A 22,280-nucleotide genomic window follows, 5' to 3' on the forward strand; every position below is an offset into this window, starting at 1 on the left:
GTGCTAACAAATAAAAAATAGGATTGGTACGAAAGGGGATATTTTAATTGGAAAAGAAACAGTTTAAAACAGAGTCAAAAAGAATTCTGGATATGATGGTAAATTCAATATATACTCATAGAGATATTTTTTTAAGAGAACTTATTTCTAATTCAAGTGATGCTATTGATAAAATTTATTATAAGACATTAACAGATGAAACGCTAACTTTCGATAAAGAAAACTACTACATTACAATAGCAAGTGATAAGGAAAATAGGATATTAAAAATTTCTGATACAGGTATTGGAATGTCAGAAGATGAACTTAGTGATAACCTTGGAGTTATAGCTAAGAGTGGGTCTTTGGCATTTAAAAAAGAAAATGAAATAAAAGATGGGTATGATATAATTGGACAGTTTGGAGTAGGATTCTATTCTGCGTTTATGGTAGCTGATAATATTACAGTTATAAGTAAAGTTTTAGGTAGTGATGAGGCGCACAAGTGGGAATCTAATGGTGCAGATGGGTATACAATAGAACCTTGCACAAAAGACTCTGTTGGTACAGAAATTACACTTAAGATAAAAGAGAATACAGAAGATGAAAACTTTGATGAATATCTTGAAGAACACGGAATCAAATCCATTATAAAGAAATATTCTGATTTTATTAGATATCCAATTAAAATGGAGGTAAGTGAATCAAGACTTAAAGAAGGTAGTGAAACAGAACATGAGGACTTTACGATGGAAAAAACTGTAAATAGCATGGTTCCTATATGGAGAAAAAATAAAAGTGAACTTACAGATGAGGATTATAACAACTTTTATGCCGAAAAGCACTATGGTTTTGATAAACCAACAAAGCATATTCATATAAGTGTTGATGGAGCTATAAGTTATAACGCAATTTTGTATATTCCAGAAAAAACACCTTATGATTTCTATACAAAAGAATATGAAAAGGGCCTAGAGTTATATTCAAGCGGCGTCCTAATTATGAATAAGTGTGCAGATTTATTGCCTGATTATTTTAGTTTTGTAAAAGGAATAGTGGATTCAGAGGACTTGTCACTTAATATATCAAGAGAGGTATTACAACATGATAGACAGCTGAAACTTATTGCTAAAAACATAAAAACTAAAATTAAGGGTGAGTTAGACAATTTATTGAAAAATGAAAGAGAAAAATATGACGAATTCTATAAATCTTTCGGAAGACAATTAAAGTATGGTATTTATAGCGATTTTGGAAGTAATAAAGAAGTCTTACAAGACTTATTACTATTCTATTCATCAAAAGAGAAGAAAATGGTTACTTTAGATGAATATGTTTCTAGAATGCCAGAAGAACAGAAATACATTTATTATGCTGCGGGAGAATCAAACGAGAGAATAGAAAAATTACCACAAATTGAAATGGTATCAGATAAAGGATTTGAAATTCTATACTTTACGGATGATGTAGATGAATTTGCAATAAGAATGATAATGGCATATAAAGAAAAAGAGTTTAAATCTGTATCAAGTGGTGACTTAGGTATAGAAGTAGAAGAAAAAGAAGATGCTACTAAAACTGATGACAAAGAAAGTAAAGAATTATTTGAAAATATGAAAAAACTTTTATCAGATAAGGTTAAAGATGTTAGGGCATCAAAGAGACTTAAGAACTATCCAGTATGTTTATCAAATGATGGTGACCTTACAATAGAAATGGAAAAAGTATTAAATGCTATGCCTAACAGCGAAAATATAAAAGCAGACAAGGTTTTAGAAATAAATATAAACCATGATATGTTTAAAGCTCTTAAAGAGTCTTTTGAAAATGATAAAGATAAGTTTGGTTTGTATACTAATATATTATACAATCAAGCATTGCTTATCGAAGGATTGCCGATTAATGACCCAGTAGAATTTACAAACAATGTATGTAAGATAATGATATAATAAAGGTACCCTTTTCATGAAAATTAAAAGGGTGTTATGAGCTATAAATGGACATTAGTTCGTTTATAGCTCATTTTTGCATAATATGATTTATTAGGGTGCTAATTTTAGTTAACGACATTTCAGAAGGGAATTTACCTGCTTCTATAAGTGGGTATCCCATACTATACAAAAAAACTTCAGTGGGAGGATAACAGCTAACCATTCTAAAAATAAAACAAGCAGTCTGTAAAATATTGCCTGAAAAAAGTGGAATAAGCATTGGTTATTCAGTATTTCCTAGTGATGGAGTTACTTTTGAAGAAATGAATAAGGGCATAAGTAAGGGAAAAGCTATAAAAATACTTCGAGAAAAATTCAACATAAGTAAAAAAATACTATGGTTTTTGGAGATTATTATAACGATTTGACTATGTTTAAAGCAGCGCAGCATAGCTATGCTATGCAGAATGCTCCAGAAGATGTAAAGAAACATGCTAACTTTATTGCAGAAAGCAATAATGATGATGGAGTCTATAATGTAATAGCTTCATCACTAATGAAGTTAGAGTGTAGTTAGATTAAATTCTATTATGTAAAATAATGAAAAAACTATTTACAAAATGTAAAATCTGATATAAAATAATATTATAACAAAAAATTGTATAAAATAGCCAGTACAGGAGGTACTATTATGAATATATGTTTACCTATCGTGCCGGCATTAGTTAGTGGTACTTGCTCCGTACAAGGATAGCTTAAGTAAAAAAAATCTTAAGTTAATATCGGTTATACTTTGTCCGGAGCTGATTACCACAAATGGCCGATGCTGGAATATAATAAATTAAAGTGAATTTTTAAATCAATATATATTTTCACTGGATAGTTATGTCCATTTTTAGAAATCTGGATGTATATCTTTATTTTGTTATATTTAATTTAAGGCATCTTTATCTGGTAATTAAGTACGCTTTTGTGTTTGATGTTTTTTGTCATACTCAATTTTATTAGCGTGTAAATTTAGCTGCGGATGGCATAGCCATACCGCGGCTTTTTAATTTTATTTTATACAATTTTATGTTGTTAAAATTTAATTGATATTGGGCTATAGTTTTGTATTTCTAAATTAAGATTACAAAGCTATAAAGGGGAATGAATTTTCTAGAATTTGTTCCTTTCCAATAGATATGTAAGTTGGAATTTTATTTTCAGCTTGCATACCTATAAAAGACCGCAGGTGTTTTTACTTTGCGGTCTTTTTGTTTTACAAAAAAATATTATAAAAATGGAGGAGGAAAATATGAGTTTATTAGTATTTGAAAACATTAGGAAAGAGTATAAAAATCAAGGGGTGTTAAAGGATGTTAATCTAAGAATTGAAAGAGGCGAAAAAGTGGCACTTATTGGAGCAAATGGATCAGGAAAAACAACGCTACTTCGGATAGCGACTGGGCAAGAAAACTCTGATAGTGGAAAGGTAATTGTAGCGAAAAATATAAGAATGGCATATCTGTCACAAGACATGTTTGAAATAAGAGATGAAGAGCAAAGAAACACAGCATTGTATTATGAGAAAGTAATACAACTTGAAAATAAAATGCGGACAATTGAAAAAGATATGGGGTCAGTAATTTATAACAGCGAAAAATATCACCGGCTAATGAATAGTTATTCTATTGCTTTATCAGAATATGAGGCCGTAGATGGATATATCATTGAGAAGAAAATTACTAAGATTTTAATGGGGCTTGGATTAAGAAAAGAGGTTTTATCAATTCCTTTAATTAATTTAAGCGGAGGAGAAAAGATGAGAGTGCTTATTGCAAGAATGATATTAACGGAACCAGATTTAATTATATTAGATGAGCCAACTAATCATCTTGATATTAATGCACTAGAGTGGTTAGAAGAATTTCTTAAAAAGTTTGAAGGTGGAGTACTTTTTGTGTCCCATGACAGATATTTTTTAGAGGGTGTTTCAACAAGAATTGCTGAACTTCAGGAAGGAACTATAATAGAAAAAAGTTGCAGTTACTCGAATTTTATTCAGCAAAAAGACATTCTTAGAGCCTATGCGTTAAAGGAACAAAAAACTTTAAATTGGAAAATGAAAAATATAAATAGAGTAAATGATGAACTTAAAAACAAGGGGAAAATCAGAGCTGCTAAAAGTAGGAATAAGACAGTTGTTCGTATAAATGAAGAACTTAAGAAAGATATACAAATTTTAAAAGAAATGGAACATCTTAAGAGAGATGATGGAATAAAACTAAAGTTTAAGGAATTAAAGAAGGTTAGCAAAGATATAGTATGGGCAGAAGGATTAGAAAAATCATTTGGAGATGTTTCTTTATTTAATGGAGCTAATTTTCATATAAGAGGGGGAGAACGTATAGGAATAATTGGTGCCAATGGATGTGGTAAAACTACCTTGATTAGAATTATTTTAGGGGAGGATAGTGATTATAAGGGTTTTGTGAGAATTGGAGAATGGGTTAAGTATTCATATTTAAGTCAGGATATTAATTTTCAAGATGAAGAGAGAACTATAGTGGAGGAAATATTGTCTAGGAAAGAAATGAATCTCAATTTAGTAAGAGAACATCTAAGGCATTTTAAATTTTATGGAGAGGACTTATATAAGAAAATAAAAGTTTTAAGTGGTGGAGAAAAGCTAAGGCTATATTTATCTTGCATAATATTAGAAAATTCTGACTGTCTGATATTAGATGAACCAACTAATCATTTAGATATTCAGGCAAGAGAAGCCGTAGAAAAGGCTATTGTGGAATTTAAGGGGACAGTTATTGCTATATCTCATGATAGGTATTATCTAAATAACTGTGTTAACAGAATACTAGAAGTTACATCAGAAGGTAAGATTATTTCTTATAATGGAAATTATGACTTTTATAAAAATAGTAAAAAATTAAAGTTAGGGGCTGAATCAAGAGATATTAAATCAGTGGGACCAAATAGTAAAAACAAGGGAATATCAAAGCTCCCCCAAATTGTGAGGTGAAAAATAAAGATGATGCTACAAATACAGGGAATGTAGAAAATGAAATTATACAACTAGAAGAAAAAATCATTGAATTTGAGGGATCTATTGATAAAGATACTCCTAGTGAAAAGTATAGTGAATATTCTATAATGCTTGAAAAGGTTAGTAAGTTATACAGTATTTTATAAAATGGAAAAGAACTGCTTAAGCTGAGCAGTTCTTTTCCATTTTTAAACTTTGTTCTTATATAGGAAACAGCTTGCGGAAGCCGCTGTGGATAACATTCTAGCTAAAAGATATATAGAAAAAATCAGATAAATATGAGATGATTAAATCATGAGAAAAAATAAGATTACCATAAAACAAATATTTGAAGATAATTATTCAAAGTTTTGGAAATTGAATAAAGAAAAGTATCCTGAAAAGATGAGAGAACATATGAATATCGAAGTAATGAAAATGATAGGATGTGGAGATATTTCATTAGGTTTTGTTGCGTACATATGTTTAAAATGTCTGGAAGTATTTAAAATAGGATTTACATGTAAAAGTAGGTTTTGTAGTAAATGTGGTAAAAAATACATAAGCGAATGGGTAGAGAAACAAGTAAGTAAAATCTTGGATGTTCCACATAGGCATTGTGTTTTTACGATACCGACTGAGTACAGAAAATATTTTTTTTGGAATAGAGAGAGTCTGAAAGACCTGCAAGACATGGTATATGAGGTTATAAATGAGTTTGCAAATGGTGTAAACTATAAAAATAGAGAAGAATATAAAAAGAAGAAAAGAAGCAAAAAAGGTGGAGTGCTTTGGCAAAGTGGAATGATTGGCGTAGTGCATACTTTTGGAAGGAATATAGGGTTTAACCCACATGTGCATGCATTGGTTCCAGAAATAAAAACAAGGGATAATGAAGTTAAGGATATGGAATTCTTTGACTATAAATATTTTAGAAAAGTTTGGCAGTACAAATTAATAAATTATATGGTTAGTAAAAACCCAGATAAAAAAGCAGAGTACTTAAAAATGTTCAAAGATTATCCTAACGGATTTTACATAAATGCCAAATCAAGAATGAAAAGTGCAAGAGGTGCAGCAAGATATATCGGTAGATATTTAGCAAGACCTGCGATAGCAGAATATAGAATACTTAGCTATGATGGGAAAAATGTAACGTTTTGGTATAAGAGTCATGAAACTAATGAGAGAGTAGAAGAAACAGTTACGGCACAAGTGTTTATAGGCAGGTTACTAATGCATATATCGCCTAAATATTTTAAAATGGTTAGATTATATGGAGTATATGCTGGAAGTATAAGTATAAAGATTAGAAAATGTTTTGGTTTATTGCAATACATAAAAAGTGGGCTTAAAGCAATTCAGTACACATTAAAAATAAATTGGAAAAAGGAAATAAGAAAAATGAAGTATAGAGAATTAATGATTATTAATTTTTCTAAAGATCCAGGGAAATGTTCAAAATGCGGTCAGCTAATGGAGTTATTCCAAATTTGGCACAGAAAGTATGGGTATATTTATGATATGGGAACGTATTAAAAGGATTTTTAAAATTAAAATGGATGAAAGGGAGATACCATTTCAAACAGAGGGGCCCGATAAGATGATACTTTTTAAATGTAAGAAATGTGGGTATGAAGAAGAGGTACCAGAATTTGTTGCGTTTGAATGTTATACACCTGAGGAATTTGACAAGAAGAGTGGTAGTCCTATTGTTCTATGCCCAGAATGTGATGCAAATATGATAATTAAAGGACGATGAAATTATCATATTTGCTTGGCATAAGGGTTTTTACTCGACCGTAGGGAGATTTTGTTCTTACCCGTGGACTTAAATCGGGAGTAAACCTAGTTATTAATGATGTGAATTTGTTATCATTAAGTGATGGAATATACAATGGAAAATATAATGCTGGAAGATGGACAAATGAGATGAATATAACAATTAAAGGTCATAAAATAATTAAATTATATGTGGCTAAGGATGTTTCCATCCCAAAACCTGAGGTTACTAATGCTATGCTAAGTAAAGTTATAAAAAAACAAAATACTAATGTAGATGTTATTTCGGGGGCAATAGTAACTTCCAAAGCATATTTAAAGGCCATTGAAAATGCATTAAATAAATTAACACAGTTAATACATTTTAAAATTATAGCCTTCCTAAATAGGAGAGGCTATAATTTGTTTAACTAGTGTCCATTTGCAATTAATTTTCATTAGGAAAATATTTAATTGACCAATCTTGAATCATTTCTAAGGCTGGAAAAAGGTCTTCACCTATTTCAGTTAGTAGAAACTCAACTCTAGGTGGAACTTCAGCATAGATTATTTTCCTAATTAATCCATCTCGTTCTAATTCTCGTAATTTTTCATTAAGAACTTTTTGACTAACACCGCAAGTTATTCTTTGAAGTTCTAAAAATCTCTTTGGACCATCATTTAGGTGACATAAGATAACCGCTTTCCATTTACCACGAATTAATTCCACTCCAAGATCTATATTACAAACGTATTTTTTACCATTATATGTGATCATATATACACCTACCTATGAAAGATTTATGAGTTAAAAACATCATAAATAAGTACTATTATACACTATGGTGGTTATAGTATCAATTTGATTGGAAAAAAAATGTTGAAAATCTTTGTAAATGCAACAATTCATACCTTTTGGTAAGTTACCTTACAAATAAGTGCGTACTTGTTACATATATTTTCATAGCGTATACTATTTAGTGTAAGTGTAATTAATTTAGCAAAATACAAAGGAGTGTGGGAATTAAAATGATAACTATAGTTGCAAAAAATTCAATAAAACAAGGAAAAACAGAAGAATTTAAACTTTTAGCAGAAAAACTTATAAATGAAAGTAGAAAAGAAAGTGGGTGTATATCTTACAACTTATATGAGGATTCTAATAATTGTAATATATTAACCTTCATAGAAGAATGGGAAAATAGTGAAGCAATTAATCTTCATAATAACTCAGAACATTTTACTAGTATTGTCCCAAAATTTGGAGAGCTAAAGCAAAGCCAGTCAGAGGTCAATTTATATAAAAGGGTATAATTAGGAGGAATAATAAATGAAAGTTGTAGCATTTAACGGAAGTCCAAATAAAGAGGGAAATACTTATTATGCAATAAAAATGGTTTTAAGTGAACTTGAAAAAGAAGGAATAGAAACAGAAATCATTCATGTAGGTAACAAGTCAATTAGAGGATGTATTGCTTGTAATAAATGTGCAAAAAATAAAAATGAGAAATGTGTGCTTCCAGATGATGATGTTAATGATTGGATTCAAAAAATGAAGGGGGCAAATGGAATAATTTTAGGGTCCCCTGTGCATTATTCGTCCATGGGAGGAACTATGAAATCATTTTTAGATAGAGCTTTTTATGTTGCAGGTAATAATAATGGAATGTTAAGACATAAGGTTGGTGCATCTGTTGTTGCTGTAAGGCGTGCAGGCGGGATTCCAACTTTTAATCAGCTAAATAATTTTATTAATTATTCGGAAATGTTAATGCCAACTTCAAATTATTGGAATGTAATTAATGGCACAAGACCAGGAGATGCATTGCAAGATGAAGAAGGTGCTCAAATTATGAGAGTGCTTGGTAAAAATATGGCATGGCTTATGAAATTGGTTGAAAATGGAAAAGGAAATATTAAAGCACCAGAGAGAGAAGATAAAATATTCATGAATTTCATTCGTTAATATTCTATAATGATTGATGAGATTAGTAAGTTATATAGTATTTTATACAATTAAAAAGAACTGCTTTAGATATGAGCAGTTCTTTTTAATTTGTTTATATAAGTTTATAAATTATAGCATCTCAATAAATGCAGCAATTCTTGTTTTAAGTTGTCCTACATCATTTTGAGAATAATCTGTTTCTAAACTCATATATGGAGTATGTTTTTCTTCTTTCATAAATTTATTGATTGAATAACTTTCCACACTATAAGTATGACAGGCCTGTAGAATTACATCTATTACACCATCTACTTTATATTCATCTACTAAAGTTGAAAGAGATCTTATTCTGCCATCATTAGGACTCATACATGAACAAGGTATATTTAAATATTTTTTAGTAAGTGCATCTATTGGAGCTATACTTTCATCTACTAATTCTTGATTTGCTTTTATTCCTGTACAGTTTTCATAACAAACAACTACACCGTCATTTTCCTCTATGAGTTTAATGATTTTTTCAGTAGCCCCACCTAAAGGACAACCAGTAATTAATATCCTTTTTCTGCTTTCACTTACTTTTTTATTTCCATTTTCATAATCTTCTTTTATATCTTGGGTGAACTTTGTAAGCGTTTTTATGTGGGCTTCCTTATCTGTTTTAAATGTAGCCCCATATAACACTTGAAGCATTTCAGTTCCAGTAATAGGAGGTGGGCACATTTTCCCTAGTTCATAAAAAGCTATTAGTGCTTTTCTTTCTCTATTTCTAAGATTAATGGCTTCCTTAAGCCTTTCCTCCGTGATTTCTACTCCGAATTCACTTTCTAATCTCTCTTTAAATAAAATCATTTCATGTTTCCAAGCATTAAAGGCAGCCTCTCCCTTGTTAGTTTGCGGTAATTGCATTACGTGCATTGGTTTAATTTTTCCGAGATACTCATACATTTTTTTCTTTCCATCACAAGTAGTTTCTCCAACTATCATATCTGAAAAATAAAAATACGGACATTTATCTGTTAAACCAAAACCATAGCTTGATTTAATAAGTGGACATAAATTTTTTGGAAGATGTTTTTCGGCTTCAGCAATAGGCTCATCACTCATACTGCAAAGCGAAATAGGAATAGCACCTGCAGCCATAATAAGCTCCCAGGGACTGTATGTACAATAAGTTCCTACTATTTTTTTTCCACCATCTTTTAAATTTTTCACATCAACAAACCCTTTTTGTCTTGCTTCATTGAATTCATTAAATATTTTAGGCAAATCATTCATAGTGCGTAACCCTCCTTAAAACTTTCTAAAATTATTCCATAACACTTTAATTATAGAATTTCTATATTATGAAGTCTAATAGGATTTTTATATTGATTAACTATTATCTATTTGAAATAACTATAAAGAAGATTTTTTTTTGAGAAAACCCCATACTATTGTAGAAAGGTTTCGAAAATACTACTAAATGTGACTGTAAAAAAAATTCTAGATTAATTTAGAATATTAGGTAAATTGATGGTGAATATTTGTGGTTTTTCGTGTATAATGTAATTAAAATATTGATTTGCATTATAAAAAAATACATATTTAGTTAATTAAAAGTTAAATAGTATTTATATTCATTTTTTTTAATAAAATATATAATAAAAACAAAGGATGGTGTAAAAATGGGAAAAATTAAAATCGTGGTTGTAGATGATTCACCTTTTTCAATAAGTATCCTTACTGAAATTTTAACGGAAAAGGGTTTTGAGGTAATTGGAAATGCTAGTTCACTACAAGAAACAATAGAAGTGGTTGAAGATAAAAGGCCAGATTTGGTAACTATGGATATGACCATGCCAGGAACTGACGGATTAGAATGTACTAGAGCGATTCATAAAATAGACCCTAATATAAAAGTGATTATTGTTAGCTCAATGATGGATGATGAAATTGTAACGGAAGCTAGAGAAAATAAGGTGTCAGGATATGTTCAAAAACCTGTACAACCTGATGAAATTGCAACAGCGATACAAAGGGCTATGGTGGATGAAAAATTATTTGATGATTTAGAAGAAATATATTTTAATGTATTTAAAGAAGTATTTTCTGACAATATGAATAGAATAGTAAAAGAAGCTCCATCTTTTGAAAAAGAAGTTACAGTAAATGGAACGCAAGCGTCAAGAGGTATCTCTATTGTTGTGGGAGTAATAGGAAAATATTGTGGCAGTATGATTCTTGATTTATCTTATGAAACTGCTGAGGCTATGACTAAGTGTGCCTTGAAAAGAGAAATGAAGAACACGGAAGAATCCTTAGCTATGATGGGTGAATTCGCTAATATTATTTCAGGAAATGCTTGCTCCTTATTAAATCGTAAAAATAGTGTTTTTGGGTTTAGGGTAGCTCCACCAACTATATTTCACGGAACTTCCCTGAATGTATCTAGAACAATACTTGATGCTAAATCCATAATCGCACAAACGATTTTTGGAGAGATAAGTTTAAATGTAGGATTTAAAAGGGGGGCTAATGAATGGATGTAAATCTTGTAAATCCATTTATAGATTCATTTTTGAATGTAATGCCTCAGCTCGGGTTTAAAGAGATTAAAAAACAGGGAGTTAGTGTTAAAGGAAAAAGTATTAAAAGTTTAGGCGTAATGATTATCTTAGGTATAGTTGGGGATATTAAAGGAAATATTATTTATTCACTAACGGATGAAAGTGCAAAACAAATTGCATCAGTAATGATGATGGGTATGCCTGTTCATGAACTAGACGATATGGCACAAAGTGCTTTATCAGAGCTTTCAAATATGCTCACTGCAAATGCTAGTACCAATTTTGCTGAAAATGGAACAACTATTAACATTTCAACCCCAACATTAATGCATGGAAGCGATTTTGAAGCAAAGATGAATACTGATACAGTTTTATGTGTTAGCCTTCTTGTTGACAATATCCCAATTGAAATTAATATTGCCTTTGATTAATGTTCAATAATAATAATAATAGATGAAATTCATTAAAATATAGATAAAAGCATTGATATGCCTTTAATATAATATAAAACTGCGAATAATATTTGTTAGTAGAGAAGGGGTTTTTAAAAAGTAGAAATTATTCCTATTTTTAAAAAGCCCCTTATTTAGTTGGAATAGTTGACTAAATAAGTAGATTAGAGGGGGGGAGTGTTGAGTATGTAATATCTAGTATATAAAAATTATAAGCTAATAGCTAACGGATAAGGAATTATTTTACATATATAATTATGCGAGGAATAAACAAATACACAAAGAAAAAATGTAAAAATATTAATATAAATGAAAAAAACATACTAAAGAAATGGGAGTGATTTTAGATGAAAAAAATAGGTACTAAAATAATAGCTTTAAATATTTTAGTTGTACTATTCACAGCACTATTAATCGGAGGAATGGCAACCTATAGAATGTCACTGCTTAGTAAGAATACGGTTACAATAATTGATGTAACTGTTAGGAAAGATTATGATGAAAAAATTAAAAACGGAGTAGAAAATGTTATAACTATGTTAGAGGTGATTAATAAGAAATATGAGGGTGGAGAAATCACATTAGAAGCAGCTAAAAAACTTGGTGCTGATTTAACACGTGAAATGAAATATGGTGAAGGTGGATATTTTTGGATAGATACCGTTGAAGGAGTAAATGTGGTACTTCTTGGTGGGGAAGCTGAAGGTAAGAATAGATATGAGCTAAAGGACGTAAAAGGGAAATATATAATCAAAGAAATTATAGAAAATGGATTAAAAGACGGAGGCGGATATACAGATTATTGGTTTCCTAAAAAAGGGGAAGAAGTAGCATCTCCAAAGAGAGCATACAGTAAGGAATTTAAAGCTTTTAATTGGGTTATAGGTACAGGAAATTACGTTGATGATATGGACAAATTTATTGCAGGAGAAAAAGCGGGTTTGCAAAAAGCTTTTTATGAAAGTGTAATTAATTTTATGGTCTTAGTTATAGTTATTGTTGGATTATCTGTAATTATTTCATTTTATTTCAGTAAAAAAATATCTAATCCTATCTTGCTTATAAGTAAGCTAGTGAACAAGACAGCAAAACTTGATTTAGCTTATGACAAAAGTTATGAAGGAATTTTAAAATATAAGGATGAAACAGGAATTATTGCACAAGCCGTTGCTGATTTAAGGAGTGCACTCAGAGAAATCACTATTAATTTGCGAGATAACTCTCAGGAGGTTCTTCAATATTCAAAAGATATGGCTGTTGCTACGGATGAAACTGTCCAATCTATAGAAGCGGTATCCGTGGCAATTGAAGAGCTAGCAAAGGGAGCAACAAATCAAGTACAAGATGCACAAAGTGGTGCTAGTGACTTATCAAATCTTGCGGAAGAAATTAATACTGCTGTGAATAGTTCAGAGATTTTAAAGGGTTATTCTAATGAGACCAAATTAGTAAATGCAGAGGGATTAAAATCTATGAAAGTGCTTACTGAAAGATTTAAGGAAAGTAACAAGTCTAATGAAGAAGTAGTAGAAAATATATCCGTGCTCCAAAATAAATCAAATTCCATCGGAGAAATTATAAGCACTATACAAGCTGTAGCAGAACAAACAAATCTTTTGGCATTAAATGCTGCTATAGAAGCAGCTAGAGCTGGAGAAGCTGGGAAGGGATTTGCAGTAGTGGCTGATGAGGTAAGAAAACTTGCAGAAAAAACCGCAGAAGCTACTAATGAAATTACAACTATGATTGGTGAAATCCAAAGGGAAATTAGCAAAGTAACAACAAATATAAATAAGGGGGCAAATATTAATAAAGAAGCAAATTCATCCATGGAGTTGTCACAAAAATCTTTTGATAGTATTGAAAAATCTATTATTAATATGATTACTCAAATTGATACATTGGGTTGTAATATTAATAATGTAGATAAAAACAAAGATAGGGTATTACAATCTATAGAAGGAATGTCGGCAATATCAGAACAAACGGCAGCTTCAACGCAGGAAATATCTGCATCTATGGAAGAACAAACTAGCGCTATGGAAGAAATATCAAATACTGCTGAAAATCTTGAGAAGATTGTAGTTAAATTAGATAAAATAGTACAGAAGTTCAAACTATAATATGTAAAAATTTCAAATGTAAAAAGTATAGAATAAAAACTAGCCTTCTAGGATAATATAATCCTAGAAAGGGGAGTTTTTAATGCCAAATAAACCTACAAAAATGAATATACAGCATGATTTAAATAGGAGACATAATAAACCTGGAATTGTGGATGCAGAAGATGAACCAGTTAATAATAAGCCAATAAAAGATTCTAAAAAAACATTCCGTTAAAAAAGAGCCTAAGGCTCTTTTTTATTGTAGAATTATTCATTTTCATGTGCATTAGTAGACTTATTTCCTCTAAATCCATAATTAGTTGAAACTTTTCTTCCGATACTGGTAATCTTACCTGTTATGCAACTACGACAATGAGCGGGAGTATCACCAGTACATATTTTACCTGGATATAGAGCATATTGCTTTCTATATTCGCCTTCTGTAACATTAGGCATAACAACATTTGCACCACTTTGCAGGGCCATTAATCTTCCGTTTTTATTTAAGGACTCCATAGCCGTTGTTGCAGGTATATTAATGTCTGGTAGAAGCATACGAGTTATAGCCATAACTTTAAGTGCCATAGTTAACTCTTTACCCACAGCATTTGAAAGGGGTGTATCTTCATTTGGAATAAAAGGTCCTATGCCTAACATGTCAGCATCAATTTGTTTGAAAAATAGTATGTCATCTGCATAGGATTCTATAGTTTGGTTTGGGAGTCCAACCATAACACCTGTTCCAACTTCGAAACCTAGTTCTTTTAACATCTTCAGGCAATTTAGTCTGCTTTCATGACTCATACCTGGATCTAGCTTTTCATATAGTTCTTTGTCTGTTGTTTCAATCCTTAGAAGATATCTATCAGCACCAGCATCTCTAAAAGTCTTATATTCATCAAAAGTTTTTTCACCTATACTCAAAGTTAGGGCTAAATCTAAATTTTTTATTCGCTTTATTATTCTGACAATTCTATCACTATTGTAATAATCATCTTCACCACCTTGAAGGACTATGGTTTTATAGCCAAAGGACTTAGCTTTAGTGGCAAAGTCTAAAATTTGTTCTTCTGTTAATCTATACCTAATTATTTTTTTATTATCGTGGCGAAGTCCGCAGTAAAAACAATTGCGCTTACATATATTGGTGAATTCAATAAGACCTCTAAGGTGGACTTCATCACCTAAAAATTTTTTTCTAACTTCATCAGCCGCGTTAAATAGTTCTTGGTCTGCATCATTGCTCTTTAAAAGAGAGATGATTTCCTGTTTGTTTAATATATGCTGCGTTTTTGCTTTATTTATGATTTCTAATAACTTCATTATTATATGGCACCCCCTAGTATTCATCTGAGGAGAATAACAGTTATAAACTCTTATTTCCTTTCAGTTATCCTGAGTATGAAACAATTAACAATTGTTTTCCCTCCTAAGACATAGTGTTAGAACTATCATAGTATTATTGAAAATATATGTAAAGATAAAACAGAAAAAAATTATAATATATTATTAAATTTAGAAGCATACTAATAAAACAAATTAATAAATAATTATTATTGACTTAAGAAAAGAAAGATGTTATTATAAAATCATAGTTTAATTGCATACGATTTAAGTTATAGCAATTGAAAGTAAAGGAGAGATTATTTATGAATAAAGTTGAGATTTATACAAGTAGTGGTTGTGGATTTTGTCATATGGCTATGGAGTTTTTTAAAGAAAACAATATTGAATATATAGAGCACAATATTTCTGAAGATTTAGAAGCAAAAAAGGCACTTATAAAAAAAGGATATAGATCAGTACCAGTAATAAATATAAATGGAGAAGAAGTTATGGGTTTTGATAAGGAAAAAGTTGCTACTATGCTAAGTCTATAAAAGTAAAGGGCTGTAAGTTATAAAAAGAAGCTAAGACATTAGCTTCTTTTTCATTCTGAAATGTCGTTAAATCATCACCTGCGGTGCTGCATATTAACGACTTCAGAAGGAGATTTAGACTGCCACTGAAGTTTTCTTTTTATTATAGAATGTAACTTCCACTTAGAGAAGTGGGAGACTTTCCTTCTGAAATGTCGTTAAATATTTAAAAGTTAATAAAAATGTTGACATGTACAATGTATTCTGATAGAATACAAAGAGTAGTCACTCAGTGGCGAATGAATATTTTAAATTGGTCTTTGAAAATTAAACAGAGAAATAGGTAAAATAGCGAAATAACATTTCGCTTGACCAGTTAATTACTTTAGATAAAAAAAGTATGTAATGAGCTTGCTAACCAGCTTAACAGTTGGCGCAGATTATTCATTTCAAATAAAAAGTGTAAACTTTTAAATTGAGAGTTTGATCCTGGCTCAGGACGAACGCTGGCGGCGTGCCTAACACATGCAAGTCGAGCGATGAAACCCTTCGGGGTGGATTAGCGGCGGACGGGTGAGTAACACGTGGGTAACCTGCCTCAAAGAGGGGAATAGCCTCCCGAAAGGGAGATTAATACCGCATAATATGTTTTGGTCGCATGACCTTAACATCAAAGGATTTTTCTTTTAGAAGATTCCACTTTGAGATGGACCCGCGGCGCATTAGCTAGTTGGTGAGGTAACGGCCCACCAAGGCAACGATGCGTAGCCGACCTGAGAGGGTGATCGGCCACATTGGAACTGAGACACGGTCCAGACTCCTACGGGAGGCAGCAGTGGGGAATATTGCGCAATGGGGGAAACCCTGACGCAGCAACGCCGCGTGAATGATGAAGGCCTTCGGGTTGTAAAGTTCTGTCTTCTGGGACGATAATGACGGTACCAGAGGAGGAAGCCACGGCTAACTACGTGCCAGCAGCCGCGGTAATACGTAGGTGGCAAGCGTTGTCCGGATTTACTGGGCGTAAAGGATGCGTAGGCGGACATTTAAGTCAGATGTGAAATACCCGAGCTTAACTTGGGTGCTGCATTTGAAACTGGGTGTCTAGAGTGCAGGAGAGGTAAGTGGAATTCCTAGTGTAGCGGTGAAATGCGTAGAGATTAGGAAGAACACCAGTGGCGAAGGCGACTTACTGGACTGTAACTGACGCTGAGGCATGAAAGCGTGGGGAGCAAACAGGATTAGATACCCTGGTAGTCCACGCCGTAAACGATGAATACTAGGTGTCGGGGGTCGAACCTCGGTGCCGCAGTTAACACAATAAGTATTCCGCCTGGGGAGTACGATCGCAAGATTAAAACTCAAAGGAATTGACGGGGGCCCGCACAAGCAGCGGAGCATGTGGTTTAATTCGAAGCAACGCGAAGAACCTTACCTAGACTTGACATCCCCTGCATAACCCAGAGATGGGCGAAGTCCTTCGGGACAGGGTGACAGGTGGTGCATGGTTGTCGTCAGCTCGTGTCGTGAGATGTTGGGTTAAGTCCCGCAACGAGCGCAACCCTTATCATTAGTTGCTACCATTTAGTTGAGCACTCTAGTGAGACTGCCCGGGTTAACCGGGAGGAAGGTGGGGATGACGTCAAATCATCATGCCCCTTATGTCTAGGGCTACACACGTGCTACAATGGTGAGTACAAAGAGATGCAAGACCGCAAGGTGGAGCCAAACTCAAAAACTCATCCCAGTTCGGATTGTAGGCTGCAACTCGCCTACATGAAGCCGGAGTTGCTAGTAATCGCGAATCAGCATGTCGCGGTGAATACGTTCCCGGGCCTTGTACACACCGCCCGTCACACCATGAGAGTTGGTAACACCCGAAGTCCGTGAGGTAACCTAACACTAACGTGTTTATGGAGCCAGCGGCCGAAGGTGGGATTGATGATTGGGGTGAAGTCGTAACAAGGTAGCCGTAGGAGAACCTGCGGCTGGATCACCTCCTTTCTAGGGAGTAGATGCAAAGACTTCGGTCAATGCAACAAGAAGAATAATTAATTTTATTTTTCAAAATGTCTACTGTAATTACTCGTAACCTATTTTCTGTTTAATTTTGAGAGACTAATAGTCAAAAAAATAATAAGTATTTTAATCACTACGTAGTGTTTAGAATGCTTATTATTTTTTTGATTATCTTATTAATATTTTGTTATAATGATTATAGATAAAACTTTAGTGGGAGTGTAAATCTGCTTCTGAGGTGGTTAATATTTCAGCACAGCAGGTGATGATTTAAAGGAGGTACAAATGAATTTAATAGCAGCAGTTGATTTAAATTGGGGAATAGGATACAACACTAAATTGTTAGTGAAAATACCTGAAGATATGAAGTACTTCAAAGAAAAAACCCTTGGAAAAGTTATTGTAATGGGTAGGAATACACTTGAATCACTACCAGATAAAAAGCCATTAGAACAAAGAGTTAATATAGTGCTTACCAAAAACAGAAGTTATAACTGTGAAGGTGTTATTTTATGTTATTCCTTGGAGGAACTTTTTAAAGAATTGAAAAAGTATAATGAGGAAGATATATTCATTATAGGAGGTCAATCGATTTATGCTCAATTAATGCCACATTGTGATAAAGCATACATAACTAAGATATATAAGGAGTATGTACATAATAAAGTATTAGCAAATTTAGATAATAATAATCAATGGCAAAAAAAATCAACAAGTGAAAAACAACAATTTAAAGAGGATATATATTATACCTTTAATACATATATTAAAAAACTATTATAAAAGTATAAAAAAACAAACTTCCATAAAACAGTAGAAGTTTGTTTTTTTAGTTTGAAAATACTCAACATAAATTAATAAGCAAAGGTTAAGTTACCTTTAACAGCGGCTACGGTTTTTGAAGTTAACCACTTGTTCGTTACAGTATTTTCGAAAAAATACAAGGCTCCATTAGTTGGATCTGAACCTTTTAGTGATTCATAGGCTACCTTCGTTGCTATATCAGTTGGAGCTTTATTAATCATTCCATTCATTACTGGAGTAAATTGATAGTAGCCATTACTTTTTTCCTTAATTACTCCACTAATATTATTTGGAAACTGGGAACTTTGAACTCTATTTACCACTACAGCTCCTACAGAAAGCATAGTATCATAACTCTCGCCACCGGCTTCAGCATTGATTAGGCTAGCTAATAGCTCTACATCGCTATTTGAATAGGAAATAACTTTAGAAATATTAAGGGGTGTAGCTTTTCCAGTTGTTGAAGCAGTTGGAATTTTAAAGACATTCCCAGGATAAATATTATCATCCCACTTATCATTTGCAATTCTTAACTTATCTAAAGTTATATTATATTTTTTTGCTATGAAATATAAGGTGTCGCCGCGAACCACATTATGAGTATTAGTTGGAACAGCGAGTACTTGTCCAGAATATATGTTGTAGTTTGGTAATTTATTATTTTTCATTAAAAAATTAGTAGTTGTGTTATAAGCTTTGCTGATACCACCTAATGTATCACCTGATTTAACTGTATATGTAGCAGCATATACGGAGCTACTACTAACTAAAGCTAAGGCTAAAGCAAGCAGAGTAGTTTTTAATTTTAATTTAATAATAACGAGTCCTCCTTTATAAGCCTGCGAGGTTAGTTGACGGATTCGGGTTAAAGGCACCCTACTCTAAATAAGAGATTCACCCCATAAGAAATCCCCCGTTCTCCATTTAGGAGATTCGGCAATGCGATTCCTATATTGTAACATAAAACGACAAATTAATCGATGTTAAAAAATGGTCAAATTACAATATATGAGTATTTAATATTTTTAACAAAACTAAAATTAGGAGGCTAAGGTATCTTCAACAATATAAATATTATAGAATAAATATAGTTGACAAATTTATTCTATAATATATAATAATCTTATAAGATTAATCGAATACGATTTAATTTACAAATAGTCTATTTACTGGGGCGTTAGATTGAAAGAATATGATATTGCCATAATAGGAGCAGGTTCGGGTGGCTTAACTGCTGTATACACTGCAAAAGGATTTTCGAAAAAAGTTGTTTTAATTGATAAGAATAAGCCTGGCGGAGAGTGTACTTGGTATGGCTGCATCCCAAGTAAGGCTTTAATAAATATTGCAAAAGAAATACATGTAGCAAAGAAGTATTCAGATTTATTGGTTAATACTTCTGAGGTTTTAGAAAAAGTCAGAAAAGTAATTAATAATGTTTATGAGGAAGAAAGCCTTGAAGTTTTGAAAAGAGATGGCATTGATTATATTAATGGATTTGCAAAATTTATTGATAAAAATACTTTGAATGTTAATGGTGAAAAAATCAAGGCTAAGAAGATAATTATTTCCACTGGGTCATCACCAATGATGCCACTGATTGAGGGTTTAAAGGATATAAATTACCTTACAAATGAAAACATTTTCATAGAGGAAAGACTCCCAGAGAGTATAATTGTTTTAGGAGGAGGAGCTATAGGGGTAGAATTATCACAGGCTATGAATAGATTAGGCGTTAAAGTATCATTAGTAGAAATGGTGGATACTATTTTAAATAGAGAAGAACCAAACTTGTAGCTATCCTAGAGAGAAAGCTTATATTGAAAGAGTTAAGATATATACTTCCTATAAAGCAGAAAAGGTTTCAGAAAAAGATGGCAAAGTTTCTTTGTCTGTAGTTAAAGATGGAATCGTTGAAATTATAAATGCGGACAAAATCTTGGTATCCTTTGGTAGAGTTCCTAATATAAAGGGTTTAGACTTAGAAAAAGTTAGTATTAGATATAACCAAAAAGCGATAGAGATTAACCAGTACTTAGAAACAAGCACAAAAGGTATATTTGCAATAGGGGATGTTGCTGGTCCATATCTTTTCTCACATATGGCAAATGTGCAAGGAATTACAGCTGTGAAAAATGCATTGTTGCCTATAAAGAAGAAGATTGATTACGTACATGTAGCTTGGTGTACATTTTCAGAACCGGAACTTGCAAGGGCAGGATTAACAGAGCAGGAAGCTAGAGAAAAGTATGGTGATTTAATTAGGGTATATGAGCAAGATTATAAAAATTTAGATAGGGCAAAAACAAAAGAAGATGATGAAGGTCTTGTTAAGATAATAAATGTTATACATCCATATCCTACTTATGGAGAGATACTACTTAAGATAAGTAAAAAGGTTTATTTAGATAACATATTAAACAATCCTTTTGTAGAACTATTTAGGAGAAAATAGTTTTAAATATAAATTTAATACCACAATATTAAGACATGAAGGAAGTGAAGGTTATGGAGATAGATGATTTAAAATTAAGTAATCAGCTTTGTTTTAAAATATACTCTGTGTCTAAGGCTATGACTAGGTTATATAAACCAATACTCGATAGTTTAAATTTAACTTACCCACAATATTTGGTTATGCTAATTCTATGGGAACATGAAAAGATATCATTTAAAGATATAAGTAATAATTTAAAGATGAAAACAGGAACTTTGACTCCTATACTAAACAAATTAGAAAGCCAGGGACAGTTATGTAGAGTTAAGGATGAAGAGGATGAAAGAAAGGTTTATATTCATATCACTTCAAAGGGTGAAAAGCTTAAGTATGAAGCTTCTAATGTTCCCGGAGAAATTAGTTGTAGAGCACAAATTAGCATGGATGAATATGTGAAGTATATGAGGGAATTTGATGAACTATTGAAAAAATTAGATGAAATTGAGAATTATAGGTATTAGTAAAGAACTCATGGAATTGTAACGAGTTAAATTTAAAATATGATATAGGAGATGCTTAACGTGAAAATTTTAAGTGCAGTAATAGGCGTAATGGCAGTAATTGTAATTTACATGTTGGTAAAAAACAATTCAACTCCAAAGAATCTAGGGGTTAATAATGGGAAGTTAGCACAAATGCCAAGCAAACCAAATGCAGTCTCATCTGAAACAGAAGAAAAAGATAAGAAAGTTGAAGCATTAGATTTTAAAGGGAGTTTAAAGAATTCAAAGGATATGGTGATAAAAGCAAAAGACTTATTCAAATTAGATCAGCTTCAAGGATTGGATATTCTGATATGGGACTAAATAGAGAAAGATATAACAAGTTAAGAGAAGTTTATTATAAATAAAATTTAAATATTGTTGTATGTTAGAAAGTGAAGAAAGACGCCAAAGATAACAATCTAGGGTGTCCTTTTGATTTTTCATGAATGTTTTTTCTAATGTTGGAAATGCTATTAGTTAAACAAGTTATGGTATACCATCTTTGAGGAAAAAATGCAATAGGAGGTTTTATTTTGGATAATGAAAAGAACAAAGAAGTAAGAAAAGAAAAACAAAAGGAAGGTGGAAAAACTTTTATAAGCGAAGTTCAAGAATTTCATAAGCCAGAAGGGTATGAAGATGCTTTTAAAAAATATTATCCGCAGCAAAAATAAAGTTCTTAAATAAATATATATATAATCTTTTTTAACGACATTTCAGAAGGATAGCCTCCTACTTTTATAAGTGGGGGTCAGATACTACAATAAAAGGAAAACTCCAGAGGTCTACAAGGGGGTAATTCTCCTTCTGAAGTCGTTAATTGTAGCGACCCAGGAGATGATTTAATTTGCCCTCACATAAAAAGTGGG

24 protein-coding genes, 1 rRNA gene, 1 pseudogene and 1 riboswitch are annotated in these 22,280 nt (G+C 31.9%); of the genes and pseudogenes, 22 read left to right on the forward strand and 4 right to left on the reverse strand.

Going from position 1 to position 22,280, the window contains the following annotated elements:
• Window positions 1–47 precede the first annotated feature (47 nt).
• The 7 genes and pseudogenes from htpG (at window position 48) to G9F70_RS11980 (ending at window position 7,128) form a co-directional block, all read left to right on the forward strand.
• Window positions 48–1,928 (forward strand): molecular chaperone HtpG, encoded by a 1,881-nt coding sequence (gene htpG / locus G9F70_RS11945; protein ID WP_164947784.1) that lies wholly within the window; start codon window positions 48–50, stop codon window positions 1,926–1,928.
• A 305-nt stretch (window positions 1,929–2,233) separates the two neighbouring features.
• Window positions 2,234–2,487, forward strand: a pseudogene (locus G9F70_RS11955) (HAD family hydrolase); the annotation flags it as partial.
• Between the two features lie 720 nt (window positions 2,488–3,207).
• On the forward strand, window positions 3,208–4,929 hold the full coding sequence (gene abc-f / locus G9F70_RS11960) for a ribosomal protection-like ABC-F family protein (protein ID WP_164947785.1): 1,722 nt from the start codon (window positions 3,208–3,210) through the stop codon (window positions 4,927–4,929).
• A complete protein-coding gene (locus tag G9F70_RS11965; protein WP_164947786.1) occupies window positions 4,926–5,099 on the forward strand; it encodes a hypothetical protein in 174 nt (57 codons plus the stop codon). Before abc-f ends, G9F70_RS11965 begins: the two co-directional genes overlap by 4 nt.
• Window positions 5,100–5,247: 148 nt before the next feature.
• Window positions 5,248–6,471, forward strand: a complete 1,224-nt coding sequence (locus tag G9F70_RS11970; RefSeq protein ID WP_224617359.1) for a transposase — start codon at window positions 5,248–5,250, stop codon at window positions 6,469–6,471.
• Entirely contained in the window at window positions 6,440–6,694 is a 255-nt protein-coding gene (locus G9F70_RS11975; protein WP_224617360.1) for a hypothetical protein, read from the forward strand. Before G9F70_RS11970 ends, G9F70_RS11975 begins: the two co-directional genes overlap by 32 nt.
• A gap of 101 nt (window positions 6,695–6,795) precedes the next feature.
• Window positions 6,796–7,128, forward strand: a complete 333-nt coding sequence (locus G9F70_RS11980; RefSeq protein WP_224617540.1) for an FMN-binding protein — start codon at window positions 6,796–6,798, stop codon at window positions 7,126–7,128.
• Between the two features lie 13 nt (window positions 7,129–7,141).
• On the opposite strand, the gene G9F70_RS11985 is transcribed toward G9F70_RS11980, so the two are convergent.
• On the reverse strand, window positions 7,142–7,471 hold the full coding sequence (locus G9F70_RS11985) for a winged helix-turn-helix transcriptional regulator (protein ID WP_164947924.1): 330 nt from the start codon (window positions 7,469–7,471) through the stop codon (window positions 7,142–7,144).
• Window positions 7,472–7,722: 251 nt separating this feature from the next.
• Here G9F70_RS11985 and G9F70_RS11990 point away from each other — a divergent pair, with 251 nt between their 5' ends.
• Together G9F70_RS11990 and G9F70_RS11995 are read left to right on the forward strand one after the other, a co-directional pair.
• Window positions 7,723–8,007, forward strand: coding sequence for a putative quinol monooxygenase (locus G9F70_RS11990; protein ID WP_164947932.1), 285 nt, complete (start codon window positions 7,723–7,725; stop codon window positions 8,005–8,007).
• Window positions 8,008–8,023: 16 nt separating this feature from the next.
• Window positions 8,024–8,659 (forward strand): flavodoxin family protein, encoded by a 636-nt coding sequence (locus G9F70_RS11995; protein WP_164947925.1) that lies wholly within the window; start codon window positions 8,024–8,026, stop codon window positions 8,657–8,659.
• A 111-nt stretch (window positions 8,660–8,770) separates the two neighbouring features.
• On the opposite strand, the gene G9F70_RS12000 is transcribed toward G9F70_RS11995, so the two are convergent.
• Window positions 8,771–9,919, reverse strand: coding sequence for a double-cubane-cluster-containing anaerobic reductase (locus G9F70_RS12000; RefSeq protein WP_164947926.1), 1,149 nt, complete (start codon window positions 9,917–9,919; stop codon window positions 8,771–8,773).
• A 389-nt stretch (window positions 9,920–10,308) separates the two neighbouring features.
• On the opposite strand from G9F70_RS12000, the gene G9F70_RS12005 reads away from it, so the two are divergent.
• The 4 genes from G9F70_RS12005 (at window position 10,309) to G9F70_RS27000 (ending at window position 13,982) form a co-directional block, all read left to right on the forward strand.
• Complete coding sequence (locus G9F70_RS12005) at window positions 10,309–11,172, forward strand: response regulator (protein ID WP_164947927.1); 864 nt, start codon at window positions 10,309–10,311, stop codon at window positions 11,170–11,172.
• Window positions 11,163–11,621, forward strand: a complete 459-nt coding sequence (locus G9F70_RS12010; RefSeq protein WP_164947928.1) for a chemotaxis protein CheX — start codon at window positions 11,163–11,165, stop codon at window positions 11,619–11,621. Before G9F70_RS12005 ends, G9F70_RS12010 begins: the two co-directional genes overlap by 10 nt.
• A gap of 368 nt (window positions 11,622–11,989) precedes the next feature.
• Window positions 11,990–13,765 carry a methyl-accepting chemotaxis protein gene (locus G9F70_RS12015; RefSeq protein WP_164947929.1) on the forward strand — a complete coding sequence of 592 codons (1,776 nt, stop codon included), beginning with the start codon at window positions 11,990–11,992 and terminating at the stop codon, window positions 13,763–13,765.
• Window positions 13,766–13,847: 82 nt separating this feature from the next.
• The gene (locus tag G9F70_RS27000) at window positions 13,848–13,982 is read left to right on the forward strand and encodes a hypothetical protein (protein WP_263484306.1); all 135 of its coding nucleotides are present in this window, start codon (window positions 13,848–13,850) and stop codon (window positions 13,980–13,982) included.
• 32 nt (window positions 13,983–14,014) lie between these two features.
• Here G9F70_RS27000 and hydE read toward each other — a convergent pair whose 3' ends face one another.
• Window positions 14,015–15,070 (reverse strand): [FeFe] hydrogenase H-cluster radical SAM maturase HydE, encoded by a 1,056-nt coding sequence (hydE, locus tag G9F70_RS12020; protein ID WP_164947930.1) that lies wholly within the window; start codon window positions 15,068–15,070, stop codon window positions 14,015–14,017.
• 326 nt (window positions 15,071–15,396) lie between these two features.
• Here hydE and G9F70_RS12025 point away from each other — a divergent pair, with 326 nt between their 5' ends.
• From G9F70_RS12025 to G9F70_RS12035, 3 genes are all read left to right on the forward strand, one after another.
• Window positions 15,397–15,627, forward strand: coding sequence for a glutaredoxin family protein (locus G9F70_RS12025; protein ID WP_164947931.1), 231 nt, complete (start codon window positions 15,397–15,399; stop codon window positions 15,625–15,627).
• 450 nt (window positions 15,628–16,077) lie between these two features.
• Window positions 16,078–17,610, forward strand: a 16S ribosomal RNA gene (locus G9F70_RS12030).
• 300 nt (window positions 17,611–17,910) lie between these two features.
• On the forward strand, window positions 17,911–18,408 hold the full coding sequence (locus G9F70_RS12035) for a dihydrofolate reductase (RefSeq protein ID WP_164946366.1): 498 nt from the start codon (window positions 17,911–17,913) through the stop codon (window positions 18,406–18,408).
• A 71-nt stretch (window positions 18,409–18,479) separates the two neighbouring features.
• Here G9F70_RS12035 and G9F70_RS12040 read toward each other — a convergent pair whose 3' ends face one another.
• On the reverse strand, window positions 18,480–19,097 hold the full coding sequence (locus G9F70_RS12040) for a cell wall hydrolase (RefSeq protein ID WP_411956001.1): 618 nt from the start codon (window positions 19,095–19,097) through the stop codon (window positions 18,480–18,482).
• Window positions 19,098–19,250: 153 nt separating this feature from the next.
• Window positions 19,251–19,378: riboswitch (cyclic di-AMP (ydaO/yuaA leader) on the reverse strand.
• 233 nt (window positions 19,379–19,611) lie between these two features.
• On the opposite strand from G9F70_RS12040, the gene G9F70_RS12045 reads away from it, so the two are divergent.
• The 6 genes from G9F70_RS12045 (at window position 19,612) to G9F70_RS12065 (ending at window position 22,085) form a co-directional block, all read left to right on the forward strand.
• The gene (locus tag G9F70_RS12045) at window positions 19,612–20,226 is read left to right on the forward strand and encodes an FAD-dependent oxidoreductase (protein ID WP_202882645.1); all 615 of its coding nucleotides are present in this window, start codon (window positions 19,612–19,614) and stop codon (window positions 20,224–20,226) included.
• Window positions 20,227–20,263: 37 nt separating this feature from the next.
• Window positions 20,264–20,884: an FAD-dependent oxidoreductase gene (locus G9F70_RS27305; RefSeq protein ID WP_318011015.1), complete on the forward strand. Its 621-nt coding sequence runs from the start codon at window positions 20,264–20,266 to the stop codon at window positions 20,882–20,884.
• 53 nt (window positions 20,885–20,937) lie between these two features.
• Window positions 20,938–21,387, forward strand: coding sequence for a MarR family winged helix-turn-helix transcriptional regulator (locus G9F70_RS12055; RefSeq protein WP_202882647.1), 450 nt, complete (start codon window positions 20,938–20,940; stop codon window positions 21,385–21,387).
• A gap of 51 nt (window positions 21,388–21,438) precedes the next feature.
• Window positions 21,439–21,732: a hypothetical protein gene (locus G9F70_RS27010; RefSeq protein ID WP_263484307.1), complete on the forward strand. Its 294-nt coding sequence runs from the start codon at window positions 21,439–21,441 to the stop codon at window positions 21,730–21,732.
• The gene (locus G9F70_RS27495) at window positions 21,708–21,776 is read left to right on the forward strand and encodes a hypothetical protein (protein WP_411956018.1); all 69 of its coding nucleotides are present in this window, start codon (window positions 21,708–21,710) and stop codon (window positions 21,774–21,776) included. The genes G9F70_RS27010 and G9F70_RS27495 overlap by 25 nt, the downstream gene beginning before the upstream one ends.
• Window positions 21,777–21,944: 168 nt before the next feature.
• The gene (locus G9F70_RS12065) at window positions 21,945–22,085 is read left to right on the forward strand and encodes a hypothetical protein (RefSeq protein ID WP_164946368.1); all 141 of its coding nucleotides are present in this window, start codon (window positions 21,945–21,947) and stop codon (window positions 22,083–22,085) included.
• The last annotated feature ends 195 nt before the right edge of the window (window positions 22,086–22,280 follow it).

This window comes from Clostridium sp. FP1, from assembly GCF_011065975.2.
GTDB lineage: Bacteria > Bacillota > Clostridia > Clostridiales > Clostridiaceae > Clostridium_AD > Clostridium_AD tagluense.